Origin of the sequence: Desertivirga arenae (genome assembly GCF_017355785.1) — a bacterium.
In the GTDB taxonomy this organism is placed as follows: Bacteria; Bacteroidota; Bacteroidia; order Sphingobacteriales; family Sphingobacteriaceae; genus Desertivirga; species Desertivirga arenae.
In genome coordinates this window covers 39,692-54,241 of the sequence record NZ_JAFEWE010000001.1, presented here as the reverse complement: position 1 = coordinate 54,241, position 14,550 = coordinate 39,692, and the positions used below count along the sequence as shown (strand labels likewise).

The 14,550-nt window shown below is 42.3% G+C and carries 15 protein-coding genes and 1 tRNA gene; 12 read left to right on the top strand and 4 right to left on the bottom strand.

Features of this window, described 5'->3' with window-relative positions:
- Complete coding sequence (locus J4N24_RS00295; RefSeq protein WP_207531642.1) at positions 1 to 507, top strand: 2'-5' RNA ligase family protein; 507 nt, start codon at positions 1 to 3, stop codon at positions 505 to 507.
- A gap of 86 nt (positions 508 to 593) precedes the next feature.
- Here J4N24_RS00295 and J4N24_RS00290 read toward each other — a convergent pair whose 3' ends face one another.
- Positions 594 to 755: a hypothetical protein gene (locus J4N24_RS00290; RefSeq protein WP_207531641.1), complete on the bottom strand. Its 162-nt coding sequence runs from the start codon at positions 753 to 755 to the stop codon at positions 594 to 596.
- Positions 756 to 1,033: 278 nt separating this feature from the next.
- Between J4N24_RS00290 and J4N24_RS00285 the strand changes: the two genes are divergently transcribed.
- The gene (locus J4N24_RS00285) at positions 1,034 to 3,970 is read left to right on the top strand and encodes a glycosyl hydrolase 115 family protein (protein ID WP_207531640.1); all 2,937 of its coding nucleotides are present in this window, start codon (positions 1,034 to 1,036) and stop codon (positions 3,968 to 3,970) included.
- Between the two features lie 62 nt (positions 3,971 to 4,032).
- Here the strand turns inward: J4N24_RS00285 and ribB are convergent, their stop codons facing one another.
- Entirely contained in the window at positions 4,033 to 5,169 is a 1,137-nt protein-coding gene (gene ribB, locus J4N24_RS00280; RefSeq protein ID WP_207531639.1) for a 3,4-dihydroxy-2-butanone-4-phosphate synthase, read from the bottom strand.
- Between the two features lie 240 nt (positions 5,170 to 5,409).
- On the opposite strand from ribB, the gene J4N24_RS00275 reads away from it, so the two are divergent.
- Genes J4N24_RS00275 through J4N24_RS00265 form a run of 3 tightly spaced genes read left to right on the top strand, consistent with a single transcriptional unit; the run spans position 5,410 to position 8,409 of the window.
- The gene (locus J4N24_RS00275; protein WP_207531638.1) at positions 5,410 to 6,414 is read left to right on the top strand and encodes a pectinesterase family protein; all 1,005 of its coding nucleotides are present in this window, start codon (positions 5,410 to 5,412) and stop codon (positions 6,412 to 6,414) included.
- 15 nt (positions 6,415 to 6,429) lie between these two features.
- Entirely contained in the window at positions 6,430 to 7,356 is a 927-nt protein-coding gene (locus tag J4N24_RS00270) for an alpha/beta hydrolase (RefSeq protein WP_207531637.1), read from the top strand.
- Between the two features lie 30 nt (positions 7,357 to 7,386).
- The gene (locus J4N24_RS00265) at positions 7,387 to 8,409 is read left to right on the top strand and encodes an alpha/beta hydrolase (RefSeq protein ID WP_207531636.1); all 1,023 of its coding nucleotides are present in this window, start codon (positions 7,387 to 7,389) and stop codon (positions 8,407 to 8,409) included.
- Between the two features lie 4 nt (positions 8,410 to 8,413).
- On the opposite strand, the gene J4N24_RS00260 is transcribed toward J4N24_RS00265, so the two are convergent.
- Entirely contained in the window at positions 8,414 to 8,593 is a 180-nt protein-coding gene (locus tag J4N24_RS00260; protein WP_207531635.1) for a hypothetical protein, read from the bottom strand.
- A 217-nt stretch (positions 8,594 to 8,810) separates the two neighbouring features.
- Between J4N24_RS00260 and J4N24_RS00255 the strand changes: the two genes are divergently transcribed.
- The 7 genes from J4N24_RS00255 to J4N24_RS00225 all read left to right on the top strand — a co-directional run bounded on the left by J4N24_RS00255 (position 8,811) and on the right by J4N24_RS00225 (position 13,406).
- A complete protein-coding gene (locus J4N24_RS00255) occupies positions 8,811 to 9,362 on the top strand; it encodes an NADPH-dependent FMN reductase (protein WP_207531634.1) in 552 nt (183 codons plus the stop codon).
- A gap of 317 nt (positions 9,363 to 9,679) precedes the next feature.
- On the top strand, positions 9,680 to 10,453 hold the full coding sequence (locus J4N24_RS00250) for a PASTA domain-containing protein (protein ID WP_207531633.1): 774 nt from the start codon (positions 9,680 to 9,682) through the stop codon (positions 10,451 to 10,453).
- On the top strand, positions 10,434 to 10,748 hold the full coding sequence (locus J4N24_RS00245; protein ID WP_207531632.1) for a rhodanese-like domain-containing protein: 315 nt from the start codon (positions 10,434 to 10,436) through the stop codon (positions 10,746 to 10,748). Before J4N24_RS00250 ends, J4N24_RS00245 begins: the two co-directional genes overlap by 20 nt.
- Positions 10,749 to 10,763: 15 nt before the next feature.
- A complete protein-coding gene (mltG, locus tag J4N24_RS00240) occupies positions 10,764 to 11,819 on the top strand; it encodes an endolytic transglycosylase MltG (RefSeq protein WP_207531631.1) in 1,056 nt (351 codons plus the stop codon).
- Positions 11,819 to 12,226: an acyl-CoA thioesterase gene (locus tag J4N24_RS00235; RefSeq protein WP_207531630.1), complete on the top strand. Its 408-nt coding sequence runs from the start codon at positions 11,819 to 11,821 to the stop codon at positions 12,224 to 12,226. The genes mltG and J4N24_RS00235 overlap by 1 nt, the downstream gene beginning before the upstream one ends.
- A 3-nt stretch (positions 12,227 to 12,229) precedes the next feature.
- Positions 12,230 to 13,225, top strand: a complete 996-nt coding sequence (locus J4N24_RS00230) for a YihY/virulence factor BrkB family protein (RefSeq protein ID WP_207531629.1) — start codon at positions 12,230 to 12,232, stop codon at positions 13,223 to 13,225.
- A 96-nt stretch (positions 13,226 to 13,321) separates the two neighbouring features.
- Positions 13,322 to 13,406: transfer RNA gene (locus J4N24_RS00225), tRNA-Ser, on the top strand.
- A gap of 557 nt (positions 13,407 to 13,963) precedes the next feature.
- Here J4N24_RS00225 and yiaA read toward each other — a convergent pair.
- The gene (gene yiaA, locus J4N24_RS00220; RefSeq protein WP_207531628.1) at positions 13,964 to 14,431 is read right to left on the bottom strand and encodes an inner membrane protein YiaA; all 468 of its coding nucleotides are present in this window, start codon (positions 14,429 to 14,431) and stop codon (positions 13,964 to 13,966) included.
- Between the last annotated feature and the right edge of the window lie 119 nt (positions 14,432 to 14,550).

Below are 14,550 nucleotides of genomic sequence, written 5' to 3'. Positions count from 1 at the left end.
ATGTCTGTTCCCTTAATTTTAACATTAATCCTGGAGGAAGAACCCTCTGCTTACTTTACGTCCTTACGTGATGAATATTTCCCGGTAGAAAAGAACTTTCTCAAAGCTCATCTAACCTTGTTTCATCACCTTCCCGATATAAAGATCATAGATGAGGACCTATCAAACTACACCTTAGAACAGAATACGTTCATGCTCGAAACAAGTGGGCTGATGTTTCTGGGGATGGGCTTTGCTGTGAAGATGCAAAGTGCCGAGCTTGAAAACCTGCACGCTTCCTTGCAAAAAAAATGGTGGATGTATCTTACAAATCAAGACAGACAGAAATTACGACCTCATATTACCATCCAAAATAAGGTCTCTCCCGAGCAGGCAAGGGTTTGTATGAACGAGTTCCTGGATAGGTTTGAAGACCGTAAAGTTCCTTCAACAGGCTTAGCACTTTGGGAGTATCTGGGAGGGCCCTGGAAATTGAAAAAGGAGTATCCCTGGAAAGACTGGAAATAGAACTACCTGCATAAAAAAAGAGCTTTAGCATTGGCCAAGCTCTTTTTATGTGTTAGAATGATTAATATGAAATGTATATATATAGATCAGGCTACCAGTAGGTCATTATCCTGGGTGCTTGCCTGGTTGTTGCTTAGGAATTGGCCTTTTTCGGCTTTAAATCTCTTTAGATCTTGAATAAGGATCTCTCTTAATTCTTGGTCAAACTCTTTAGTTAATGAATCGGTGATATTAAGGGTAATGTCCATAGTCTTTGTTTTTATGACAGGAGTATTACCAATTCTGTGCCATCCAGAATTTAAGGTATTAAAGCGTAAAATCAGGTAAGAAGTGTATCTTTTTTAAGACAGCCGACTGGTTAATCCCGCTTAGAACTGTATAAAACGCGGGTCTCTACGATATTACCTTTTTTACAAATCAACTGTTCCTATTGGCTTTTCTTGCCTGCAATACCTTTATATTCGCCTTCGATATAACCAATTAAATGAGCATCGTCTGATTGATGTTCTTTCTTATATTGCTAATTATGTTAAATACGTTAACTCTTCGATTTAAGCCTGCCCCAATAAGGTTTTCCCTTTCACTTTTGTCATTATTATTTTTATTAGTTAGCCATGTTAAGGCTGGTGTATTTAAACTTGTTACACCCGAAACTAAAGTCTCTATTGTCTATGCAGTAGAGGATAGGAAGCTTGATTCGATCGCGGCAAACTTGCTGGCCAAAGATATCGAAAGAGTAACGGGGTATTTGCCGGGGGTCTCCACAAATCTCAGTACAGCTCAGGGAAATGTTATAATCATTGGTACCATTCAATCTTCTTTAATACGATCTTTCGACAAAAATCTGGCGAAAAGCTTAATTAATAAGTGGGAGTGCTTCGGCTATAAAGTGATCAGGAAACCTAATTCAAAGATCCTTAACGCTCTGCTGATTGCAGGAAGTGATTTAAGAGGAACGGCATATGGAGTATTTGGTATCTCAGAAAAAATAGGAGTGAGTCCCTGGTACTGGTGGGCTGATGCACATCCTGTTAAGCAGCCTGATCTCTCGCTGGAAATTGAAGATTATATATCTAAGGAACCGAGCGTAAAGTTTAGAGGGATCTTTTTGAACGACGAAGACTGGGGGCTTCAGCCCTGGGCCGCGAAGAATTATGAGTCGCAGGGAGTAAAAGATATTGGCCCTAAAACCTATGCACAGATCTTTGAATTACTTCTGAGATTAAAGGCCAATTTGATCTGGCCGGCGATGCATGAAAGTACGAAAGCTTATTATCACTATCCACAGAATAAAGAGATTGCCGCCGATTATGAAATAGTGGTCAGCTCATCCCATGCTGAGCCCATGCTAAGGAATAATGTTGACGAGTGGAACGCGAAAACCTCCGGAGCTTTTAATTATAAAACTAATAAGGCTAATGTTCTACGCTATTGGGAAGACCGGATCAAAGAGAGCAAGGGTAATAATGTCATCTATACTATGGGAATGCGAGGAGTACATGATAGTGGGATGGAAGGGGTAAAGACAGTTCAGGAAACAGTCCCCTTGCTGGAGCAGATATTTGCTGATCAGCGTGAGTTACTTTCAACACATATCCACCAGGATATAGAAAAAGTACCTCAAACTTTTTCTATTTATAAGGAAGTCCTTGACGTTTATGAGGCGGGACTAAAGGTTCCCGAGGACATCATCCTGAACTGGCCGGATGATAATTATGGATATATTCAGCGACTGGGTACTCCTGCGGAAAGGAAAAGAAAGGGCGGCGCTGGTGTATATTATCACGCTTCTTATTGGGGTAGGCCTCATGATTATCTATGGTTATCTAGCACTAATCCAGCCTTAATGCGTGAGGAAATGACAAAGGCCTACATTATGGATGCCCGAAAGATCTGGGTGCTTAACATCGGCGATATTAAGCCTGCTGAATATAACATGCAGCTGTTTTTGGATATGGCCTATAATGTTGATCCCTTTATGTCTGCTGGTTATGTCGCAAAGCATTCGGAAACTTGGGCCGGAAGTATTTTCGGAACCGCAAATGCAAAGGAAATTGCAGGGATACTATCAGGATATTATAAACTTGCCTTTGAAAGGCGTCCCGAGTTTATGGGCTGGAGCAGAACTGAACCAACTACTCCGGTTAATTACACAGCCTATGTCCACCATAGGTATGGTGACGAAGCAGAAAAAAGGATAGGGCAGTATGAAGCCTTGGAGAAAAGCGTTGCCTTGCTAAAACCGAAAATAAGTGCGTCTCTGCAGGATGCTTATTACGAGCTGGTAGAGTATCCCGTAAAAGGTGCTGCAAATATGAACAAGAAGTTCTTATATCGGGACAAGGCCTGGTTATATGCACTACAGGGTCGGGCCTCTGCTCAAAACTACGTTGATCTTGCACGCAAAAGTTACGATGAAATAGTAAAGGCTACCGATTATTATAATAATTCTTTGGCAAATGGGAAATGGAAATGGATGATGTCAATGAAACCAAGAGAGCTTCCCGTTTATCAGCTGCCAGCTTTTAACGCCGTAAAGGCTCAGGGGTCTTCATTGTTTATCGCACGGGTGGAAGGACTTAAAGACTCTGCACTTGTTGATGTACCAGAAACCCAGGAATTACCTGCTTTTAACCGGTATTTAAAAAAACGATACTTTATAGACGTATATCTCAGCGCTGATTCAAGCCTGTCTTACCAGGTAGAACCCTCTGCAAAATGGATCCGGGTAAGTAGAACCAAGGGCCTTTTATCTTCCAGAAATTCGTTCACAGAAGAGAGGTTATGGGTAGATATTGATTGGACAAAAGCACCAGAACAGCTGCTTACCGGAGAAGTGAATGTTAAAGCGCCTGGTAAGGAATATAGGATTAAGGTCACTGGGGATAATCGCCGGTTGTCTGCGCTTGAAAACTATGAAGGCTTTATTGAATCTGATGGCTACATCGCAATAGATGCTGCTAACTATACTAATGCACAGGAGCGTTCAGGCAGGAAATGGACAATCCTCCCAACGGCTTCAGCTGGCAGGAATTGGGTCGAAGCCCTGCCTCTTGATGCAAAAGTGGATACAGGAGAACAGCCGGTCCTTAAAAGCGCGGCACTTGAATTTGATTTCTATAACTTAAACTCAGGTCCCGCCAAATTTTACTTTCATACCATTCCTACGCATCCTTTGAACAATCAATACCAGATGAGATACGCAGTAAAAGTAGATGAGGGGCCGGTAAAGGTTTTGAATTTTAAAACGGTAGGCAGAAGCGAAGAGTGGAAAGAGAATGTGTTGCGCAACAATGCTGTAAAATCATTGGTCTTACCCAATCTTGCAGCGGGAAAACATAAACTAAGGGTTTATATGATAGACCCCGGAGTTATTTTTGACCGCATATATATAAGCTTAGATGGGCGTAAAAGTCCGTATAGCGCGGTAGAGCAAACTTATATAGGAAAGAAGAATAAATAGGAGGATTTAATTTGCAGACCACAGGAAGGTCTGCAAAGTCTATTTTAGCCCGGGCAGGATGATCAGCGTTTTAAGATCGGCTCTACATCTGTAATCTCAATCCCATATCCGCTCAGACCTGCCCGCTTCTTAGGATTGTCTGAAAGTAAACGCATTTTTGAGACACCCAAACTTCTCAGGATCTGAGCTCCTACTCCGTAGTCGCGTTGATCAATCTGTTGTTTCTTTGCTCCTGGTTTCACCTGAATCCCGTTCTCCGCACCGATGTAATTGTACAGCTTGTTGATCAGGGCTCCTCCGATGCTTTCCTGATTCATATAAACTACAACACCTTTCCCTTCCTGATCAATTATTTCCATGGATTTGTGAAGTAACTGGCTGCAGTTGCAAAGGCAGGAACCAAAAATATCCCCTACTATACAAGAACGATGCACCCTTACAAGCACTGGTTCTTCAGGTTTCCATTCTCCCTTTACTAAGGCAAGATGATGAGTCCCGTTATCTGTTTGTGTATAGGCAACCAGATCAAAATCACCCCAGGCGGTCGGCATTTTTACAGCCACTTCCTTTTTGATCAGGGTTTCATGCTGTAAGCGATATTCGATCAGATCTTTTATGGAGATGATCTTAATATTTAGGTCGGCAGCGATTTTGAGCAGATCAGGGAGACGAGCCATCTCACCGTCTTCTTTCATGATCTCAACAATCACTCCTGCTGGTTCTAATCCGGCCAAAAGTGCCAGATCTGTGGCGGCTTCCGTGTGGCCCGCTCTGCGGAGAACTCCACCATCCTTGGAACGCAAAGGGAAAATATGACCAGGCTTTCCCAATTCAGCAGGACGAGTCTCTGGATCTATAAGTGCTTGAATTGTTTTAGACCTGTCGGAAGCAGAGATCCCGGTTGTACAACCCTTCCCGATCAGATCAACGGAGATGGTAAAGTTGGTTTCATGGGTAGCAGTATTTTTACCCACCATCAGATCCAGCTGTAATTCATCACAACGGTCCTCGGTTAAAGGAACACAGATCAGGCCTTTACCATGGGTAGCCATGAAATTAACAACTTCAGGACTGGCAAAGCGGGCCGCTACCATGAAGTCGCCTTCGTTTTCGCGGTCATCATCATCCACAATAATGATCAGTTTCCCTGCTTTTACATCTTCAATTGCTTCCGGAATGGTATTCAATAGGTTCTCCATACAAGCAAAAATAAAGTATTTGTTTAAATTAACTTCATTACTTCCGGCAAGTCAATCCGGGAAGAGCAAGTGTATTGGTGGTCGTATTAAAAATTATACCCTTAATGCTAATTTTTAAACCCCTCATCTACCTAAGTGAACTAATTTTGGCTTTATTTGCATTCATTTTATAACCAACGTTGACATTGCATAAATTCTTGGCTATATGCATTGTTCCATGAACTCAATAGTATAACAATTATGATACGATACATTATTGCTACCTTCCTTTTATTTATTTCTATTTCTCCAATAAACGCCCAACAAAATTATCCATCTACACTCACCGTAGCTCAGGATGGAAGTGGCGATTATAAAACTATTCAGGCTGCTGTAAACTCGGTGCGCGACCTGGGACAGAAAAGAGTTAAGATCTTTATCAAAAAAGGGATTTACAAGGAGAAGGTAATTATCCCTTCCTGGAAAACTAATATCTCATTAATAGGCGAAAGTGCTGCGTCGACTGTTATTACTGGTAACGACTTTTCAGGAAAGCCTGTTCCTAATGGAAAAGACAATCTTGGACTGGAGAAATTCTCTACCTATACTTCCTATACCTTACTTGTTCAGGGTAATGATGTTGTTCTCGAAAATCTGACCATAGAAAACACAGCGGGAAGAGTAGGGCAAGCGGTGGCGCTTCATGTTGAAGGCGATAGAACGGTTGTAAAGAACTGCCGGATCCTGGGCAATCAGGATACCTTGTATACTTCTAAAGAGGAAAGCCGTCAATACTATGAAAATTGTGAAATAGAAGGAACTACAGATTTTATCTTCGGTGAAGCTACCTGCGTTTTTCAGAGCTGTACTATCCGGAGTTTAACGAATTCTTATATTACTGCTTCAGCGCAAAGAGAGGCTCAGCGATTTGGTTATGTATTTTTCGATTGTAAGCTTATAGCAAACGCCGAAGCTAATAAAGTCTACTTAGGTCGTCCATGGAGATCATATGCTAAAACTGTTTTTATCCGCACGGAGATGGGAGCACATATTATCCCCGAAGGCTGGAATCCCTGGCCAGGCGACAAGATGTTTCCAAATAAGGAAAAGACTGCGTACTATGCAGAGTATCAAAGTAAAGGACCTGGTGCAAACGCAGAGAAACGTGTGGAATGGTCGAAGCAGCTTTCAAAGAAGCAAGCTAAGCAGTACACCCTTGAAAACATTTTCTCTAAAGATCTAAACTGGATTCCAAAGGTTGACTAGCTCGCACCCATCGCCATGTTAAAAATCAGATTAGTTGTTCTGCTAGTTGTATTGGCCTCTCTTTCAGCTCATTCACAAGAGTTTATTCCGCTGTGGCCCAAGGGCAAAATGCCCAATTCGAAGGGGATGAAGATAAAGGATAGTATTGCTAATGAAAGGATCTTCAAAGTTGGTACTCCCGGCTTTTATGCCTTCTTTCCCTCAATTTCTGAGAATAAAGGAGCGGCGGTAGTCATTTGCCCGGGTGGGGGTTACGAACGTCTCGCCTATATTATTAGCGGAACTCAATTGGCAAAGTGGTTCAATACTATTGGAGTATCTGCCTTTGTTTTGAACTACCGCTTACCTAATTCTCCCGATCTTAAGCAAAGGGAGACCGGACCACTTCAGGATGCCCAAAGAGCAATTAAGCTAATTCGGGGCAATGCCGCAAAATGGGGGATAAAACCAGATAAAATAGGTGTTCAGGGTTCTTCCGCCGGAGGTCATTTAGCAGCTTTATCCAGCGTTTCTACGCTGGATGTTTCCCTTATTGGAGATAGCCTCGATAAAATATCTCCTAAGCCTGATTTTAGCATTTTAGTGTCTCCCGTAATAGATCTTGGTACTTACGCTCACAAAGGCAGCCGCAAAAATTTGTTGGGTGAGAACCCTTCTGAAGAATTGCTGAACCGGTACTCGCCGCATTTAAACGTGAGCTCTGCCACGCCTCCGGCTTTTATTGTCCATGCTTTTGATGATAAAACGGTGAGTCCTCACAACAGCTTGTTGTTCTATAAGGCCCTGTTAGAAAAGAATGTCCAATCTACCTTGCATATCCTCCCACAAGGCGGACACGCCATAGCCTTAAGAAATAATCCAGGCTCAACGGAACAATGGACCTCCCTGTGTGAAAGTTGGATGATAGAAATGAATTTTATTCCCAGGAGTCTCAAAGATTAGTTTTAACTATTGTTTTAGATACTATTTCAAATGATCAGGTTTCCTTCCTCCTTCACTAGTAAAAGAATATGTCTAGGGTTTCTAATAGCAGCATCTGCTTTCAATGCGAGAGTTATTGCCCAGGTAAATCCGGAAATCCCTCGCGATACATCGTATAATGTAAGGAAGGTTTACAACCAGATCAAAAAAAACTTCCCCTATGCTACACCAGCAATTGATGAGGTCCCGGCAGCGGTAGTCGCCGAGCGAAATGTAGTATACGCTACCTTAGCTAATACCCCTTTTGGTAAGAGAGATCTGCATGCAGATATCTTCAGACCTGCAAAAAAAGGGAAATATCCTGCAGTCATCATGGTGCACGGAGGAGGATGGCGCTCGGGAGATAAATCCATGCAGGTACCTATGGCTGAAATGCTGGCGGCAAAAGGATTTGTAACCATTCCAGTAGAGTATCAGCTTTCTCTTGAGGCTACTTACCCTGCTGCAGTACATAATATAAAGGCTGCGGTACGGTGGATAAAAGCAAATGCCTCAAGATATAATATCGATACCGCTAAAGTTGCTATTTCCGGCTGTTCTGCTGGTGGGCAACTTGCTTCCCTTGTAGGACTTACTAATGGTGTGGAGAAGTTTGAGGGAACTATGGGGACTAATACTTACTCGAGTGCTGTTCAGGCAATCATAGATTTTGATGGAGCTATAAGTTTTATGGCTCCATCATCCTTGAATTCAACAAGGTCAAAAAATTCTCCGGATGTACAATGGCTTGGTGGACTATTTGCTGAAAAGCCTGAAATCTGGAAAGAAGCCTCTCCAGGATATTGGGCAACGGAGAGATCGGTGCCAATGCTTTTTTTAAACAGCGGCCTTTCTCGTTTCCATGCAGGGCAAGACGAATTGATTGGCCAGCTTAAGGAATGGGGGATCTATCACGAAGTCTATAAGTTTAATGTGAATATGCACCCTTTCTGGTTGTTCCATCCCTGGGCAGATGAATCTGTTAACTATATGGCGGATTTCTTAGATAAAGTATTTAAAAAGCCAGCTAAATAGCGCCTTAGTCTGCATGCTCTTCCTGATGCTTTTTCTGATACTTCCGGTTCTGGAAGTAATAAGCAAGGTAGCAGGAGACTATTGCTGTAGAAAATAATAGTATTGGATTTTCGGAAGCAGGAGCAGTAATAAAAGCATTAATTCCAGCAAGCAGGGTTATAACAGTTAGTATTTCTTCCTTCATAAAACATATTGTGCATTTCAAAAATAGAATCTTCAACATTTTTTAGCCGTCCAGGGAGAGGTATAGTTTTCAACGCGACCCAAGTTTTCCACCATGGCGGGGACAAGTTGCAGTAACTCTGATTTTTATATGAAGTTCAGGGAAATGTAATTTGCTACAGAGTAACGTGAAACTTTAGTCGCCTTACGCTATGTTTGATCTTTAACAGATCTCAACGATGGCGCACAGCAAAACTATTTTATTTATTATCGGGAGTGCAAGCCTGAACTCAGCAAACGAAAAGCTGGTTAACATAATAATTCAACTATTGAATCCTTTGATACAGGTAGAAGTTTTTAAGGACTTAAAGAACCTGCCGCATTTCGAGCCTGAGCAGTCTTCTGATCACCCATCTGAGGCCATAAAAGAATTCCGGAGCCGGGTAGAAAGAGCAGATGGGGTGATCTTTAGCACGCCAGAGTATGTCTTTAGTATCCCTGCCGGCCTAAAGAATGCTTTAGAATGGTGCGTGGCAACAACAATATTCAGTGATAAGCCTGTAGGAGTTATAACAGCTTCAGCCCAGGGACAAAAAGGGCATGAGGAATTGCAGATGATCATGCAAACCCTTGGGGCAGAATTGAAGGACGAGACCTCATTACTGGTCCAGGGTATAAAAGGAAAAATAAATTCGGGAGGTGAGGTGACAGATGCAAAAACGAAAGAGGAGCTGTCGGATTTTGTTAAAGCATTTAGTGAACTTCTCGTATCAAGAACCGATAGATCTTAGGGAATTCCTGCATATGAAGCCTTAATCATTGAAAGTTTTATTTTTTTTGGGGGCAATTAGAGAAAAATGATACCTTAGATCATCTAATCCAACCTGCACAATGAAAAGAAAATTTACCTCATTAGACAAAGTCCTTTTTGTCTTTTCCCTGATCCTATGTCTTTCTTATATTCTTTTGCGTATGCTGGCCGTCTTTAATTATTTTCATGCCCAGCGCTGAATATATTCCTCCAAATACTTTCTGCCCTTTTTCCGAATACTTGCCGTTGCAGGTTTTTTGACTTAAGTTTGGAACTTATTTGCGATTGCTCAAATAAATGAACAAGTTTTTAGCTTACCTCAGAACAGATACCTTTCGAAAAAACCTGATTATTGCTATTGTTTCAATAATAGTTTTTCTACTGGTTATATTTTTCAGTCTACGCTTTTATACCAGACATGGTGAGGGGCAACCTGTGCCCAAGTTGAAGGGTATGCAAGTAGATGAAGCTATTGAATTGCTGGAATCACAGGGATTTAACTACCAGGTTGACTCCGTGTTCCAGGTAGGCAAAGCGCCAGGACTTGTCATCGAGCAGGATCCTGATGTCAATACGAATGTAAAAGCAAACCGTACTATCTATCTTACCGTCATCACAAAGAATGCTCCTGAAGTTGGTTTCCCTAATATTTTCGAAATGACCTTCCTCGAAGCCAGAGCTGTTTTAAGTAATTATGGGATAAAAATCGGAGATACCTCCTATACATCTGATATCGTAAGGGATCGGGTGCTTGAGGCTTCTTTGAAAGGACGCTCGATATCAGCAGGACAACAAGTTGCGAAAGGTTCCGTTATTAGCCTGGTATTGGGAGATGGTAAGGGAGCCAGTGAAGTGGATCTCCCAGATCTTGCCGGAAGCACCTTATCCGAAGCAACATTCGCCTTGAAGGGCTCCTCTCTTGGAGTTGGAATGGTAACTTACGAAGGGGAGATCAGCGATACTACCGGAGCCCGGGTGATAAGACAATATCCTTCTGTTGATAGTTTGAGCAAAGTTAGTATTGGATCAAAGGTTGATTTAATTTTATCCAATGGAACGCCAGTTAAGTGATATAGCTCCTGCAGAGCTTAAAGAAAGACTTCAGCAGGGAGAGGATTTGAAGCTGTTAGACGTAAGGGAGCAGCTGGAATATTTTACCTATAACATCGGTGGAGATAATCTGCCTCTTGGAAATTTACTTAGAGATATTGATGATCTGGAGTATAGCCGGGACGAAGAAATAGTAGTGATCTGCCAGCGCGGTATAAGAAGTGAAACTGCGTGTAAACAATTATCCCTTGCCGGGTTTACTAAGGTGAGGAATTTAACAGGTGGGCTTCTCGCCTACAGAAGAATCGTAGAATAAAAAATTAATTTAAGAATGTCTGATCAAAAATCAGGAAGACTAAGTCAGAAGTGGAAAGTAATCATAGCGCTGGCTGCAGTAGTCTTATTGGCTTTAGGGGTTACTCTGTTTAACTATTACATGAAGTTTTTTGGCCCAAGCGTTACCGATAATGCCGAATATCTGTATATCCGTACGGGTTCAACGTTCGATGATGTATACAAAAGCATCGAAGGCCAAGAGATGGTAAAAAATCCTGAAGTCTTTAAATGGGCGGCAGAAAAGATGGGTTATCCGGCCGTAGTTAAACCTGGAAAGTATAAGCTGAAACAGGGTATGAGCAACCGGAACTTCATCAATATGCTCAAAGCCGGAAACCAGGAACCTGTAGAACTGCGCTTCAAAAGCTACCGTATAAAAGAGGATTTTGCCAAGTATATTTCATCCCAGCTCGAAGCTGATTCTTCTTCTTTAGTTCGTTTATTAGACTCGACAGCGTATATCAGCAAGTATGGATTCAATAAGGATAACGTTTACGCTGTCTTTATTCCCAACTCCTATGAAATGTATTGGAATACATCGGCAGAGAAGTTTTTCAATAAGATGTATGAAGAATACCAGAAGTTCTGGACCCCTGCACGAAAAAGCAAAGCAGAGGCCATTGGTTTAACTCCTGTTCAGGTAAGTTCTCTTGCAGCTGTTGTTGATGCTGAAGCCCTTTACGATGCCGAGATGCCAACTATTGCCGGACTATACATGAACCGTTATAAGAAAGGTATTAAGTTACAGGCAGATCCAACTGTTATTTATGCCAACAAAGATTTCACTATTCGTCGCGTACTGAACAAACACCTGTTAAAGGATTCTCCATACAATACGTATATTTATAAAGGTCTTCCTCCGGGTCCTATTATGATGCCAAGTATCAATGCAATAGACGCGGTGTTAAACTACAAAAAGCACAATTTCATTTACATGTGTGCGAAGGAAGATTTTTCGGGCTATCACAACTTTGCAGTAACGCAGGCAGAGCATCAGGCCAATGCAAGGCGTTTCCAGCAAGCTCTTAACGAACGTAACATCAAAAAGTAATGTTCAGTCACGAAACTAAGGTCAGAGTAAGGTACGGTGAGACCGATCAGATGGGTTACATGTATTACGGTAACTACGCTGAATTTTACGAAGTTGCCCGCGTCGAATCCTTAAGAAGTTTGGGAATGACCTATCGTTCTATGGAAGAAGATGGAGTAATGATGCCGGTACTTGAAATGCACGCGAAATACCTTAAGCCAGCATTATATGATCAGGAAATTACGATCAAGACTCAGATTGAGAAGATGCCGGGCGTAAAGATCCATTTTAAGTACTATTTCTACAATGAAGAACAAGAGCTTATTCATGAGGGCGAAACCACACTTGCTTTCATTGATATGAAACGAAACAGGCCCTGTATGCCTCCGGCTCTCTTTCAGGAGAAGATGAAGCCGTTTTTTGAATAAATTATGAAAGGCGTTCACAAATTTCTTCTTAAAAACCGTCTTTATTCAAGTTTTATTGAATGGACGAAAGCATTTGTGATACCCGGTTTCGGTCCACTGCCTTTATATACTATCTGTTCATTTTTCTTTCAGGAAATAGCGAGAGATTCTCTGGCTAATAAGGCCTCGTCTTTAGCCTATAGTTTCATGCTGGCTATTTTTCCGACGATCATCTTTATCTTCACTCTTATTCCTTATATCCCGGTAGATGGTTTTCAGAACCAGCTGATGAACCAGCTGAAACTCGTTTTCCCCACTTACAGTTATCTGGCAGTAAGGTCAACGCTGGAAGATATTATTAACAAACAGAATGGGGGAGTACTCTCTTTCGGTTTCGTGGCTGCACTGTTCTTTGCCACTAACGGCATCACTAACCTGATGAAGGCGTTTAATAAGTCGTCATTGATCATTGAGTCCAGAGGTTGGTTAAGGCAGCGATTGGTTGCAATTGCCCTTACCTTTGTCCTCTTCTTTGCCTTGGTGATCGGTCTCGGTATCATTACCTTCTCGGAGGTGGCTATTGCAAAGATCCAGAAGGAATTTGCATTTAATAAAGCCTTCTACGTTTTCCTGGTGGCCGCTGTGCGTTGGTTTATCCTGATCGCCATTTATTTTGTCACTATTTCTATTTTATACCGGTATGGTCCCGCCCACACCAAGAAGTGGAAGTTATTCAGTCCCGGTGCCTGGTTAGCCAGTGCTCTAGCCTTATTTACCTTCTGGGGGTTCGGGTTCTATATAAACAATTTCACCAATTTTAATCGCCTCTACGGATCGATCGGTACCATCATCGTTGTGATGATCTGGTTATATTTAAATTCCTTTATTATTCTGCTTGGATTCGAATTTAATGCAAGTATTGATCTTTCCAAGCGGAGTATCAAGATTGTGAAGCCTCTTTTCAACTCGTTCAGACGCGAACCAGTAGAGGAAACCATCACAAAAAACACCATCCGGTAAAAATATCAAGCTGGTTTTCAGAAGCATTAGCTCTAAAATTAAAAAAATAACACATCCCATTTTGGAGATGTGGTTGAGAATTGTACTTTTGCCCCCGGAGAGTTGGCAGAGTGGTCGATTGCGGCAGTCTTGAAAACTGTTGACTGTAACAGGTCCGGGGGTTCGAATCCCTCACTCTCCGCGAAGAAAGGCATCCTTATGGGATGCCTTTCGTGCGTTAGGAGGGATTCGAACCAGAAGGGTAGGCCAGGGGTTCGAACTATCTCTCGAATGGGTATAGCCAGGCATCGTGCGAGTGAGAAATCCCTCACTCTCCGCCAAATCAAATGCTGCCCGAAGGGTGGCATTTTTTGTTTACGGCGAGCCGAGTTCACTCGGGCGAGCTGATAAACAAAAAATGCCAGGGAGCGTAGCGACCAGCATTTGATTTGAAGCCACCCCCTCCAGGGATCAACGGAGTTAATCCCAGAAATTCCAAGATCTACTAAAATGCCAGGGAGCGTAGCGACCAGCATTTGATTTGAAGCCACCCCCTCCAGGGATCAACGGAGTTAATCCCAGAAATTCCAAGATCTACTAAAATGCCAGGGAGCAGAGCGACCAGCATTTGATTTGAAGCCACCCCCCTCAGGGATCAACGAAGTTAATCCCAATGCCTCGGGTCGAACCGACCAACAAAAAACAAAAACCCCCGCCACACCTTGCCATGCAAGCCGACGGGGGGAAGCAACCGCTACGTTACAGATCTTTATCCTCTAACAACTTTGCGTCGCGGGTATTCTTTTGCACAGCGATAGCAGAAAACATACTCAGGCAGAAAGCCATGGCGTAAAACCCTTTCTCACTGAGAGTGATATCCGCATTCCATAATCCGACAGTTAACAAAGCCATCGCGGCAATGGTGGCGAACCAGCTAATGCCATAGTAAAGGTCGGTAACAGCAAGCCCTTCAGCTTTGTCCCGCACTGTTTTTTGTACCGATATCACTGCAAATAAGCCAAATAATAAAATAGTAAAGTAATAGCCTTTTTCGTTCAGCTCCATTCCTGCATTCCATAAGCCGATGCAGTATCCTATAGTTCCTGTTAATAAAGCAAACCAAGAAGCTCCAATAAATGCCCCTGTAGGTTTAAAGGGGTTTTGAGTTCTTTCTGCATGTTTTGCGTTCAATGAGTTTTCTTCAGTTCTGTTGTGTAGCGATTCCATATTTATTTTGTTAATTATTATGAATCAAATGTCGGCTGAAAAAAGGAGCTGTAAAAAGCAGTTTAAGGCAAATGCTGACGATATATTTCCGTGATTTTATACTTTTACCTGCGCTAATT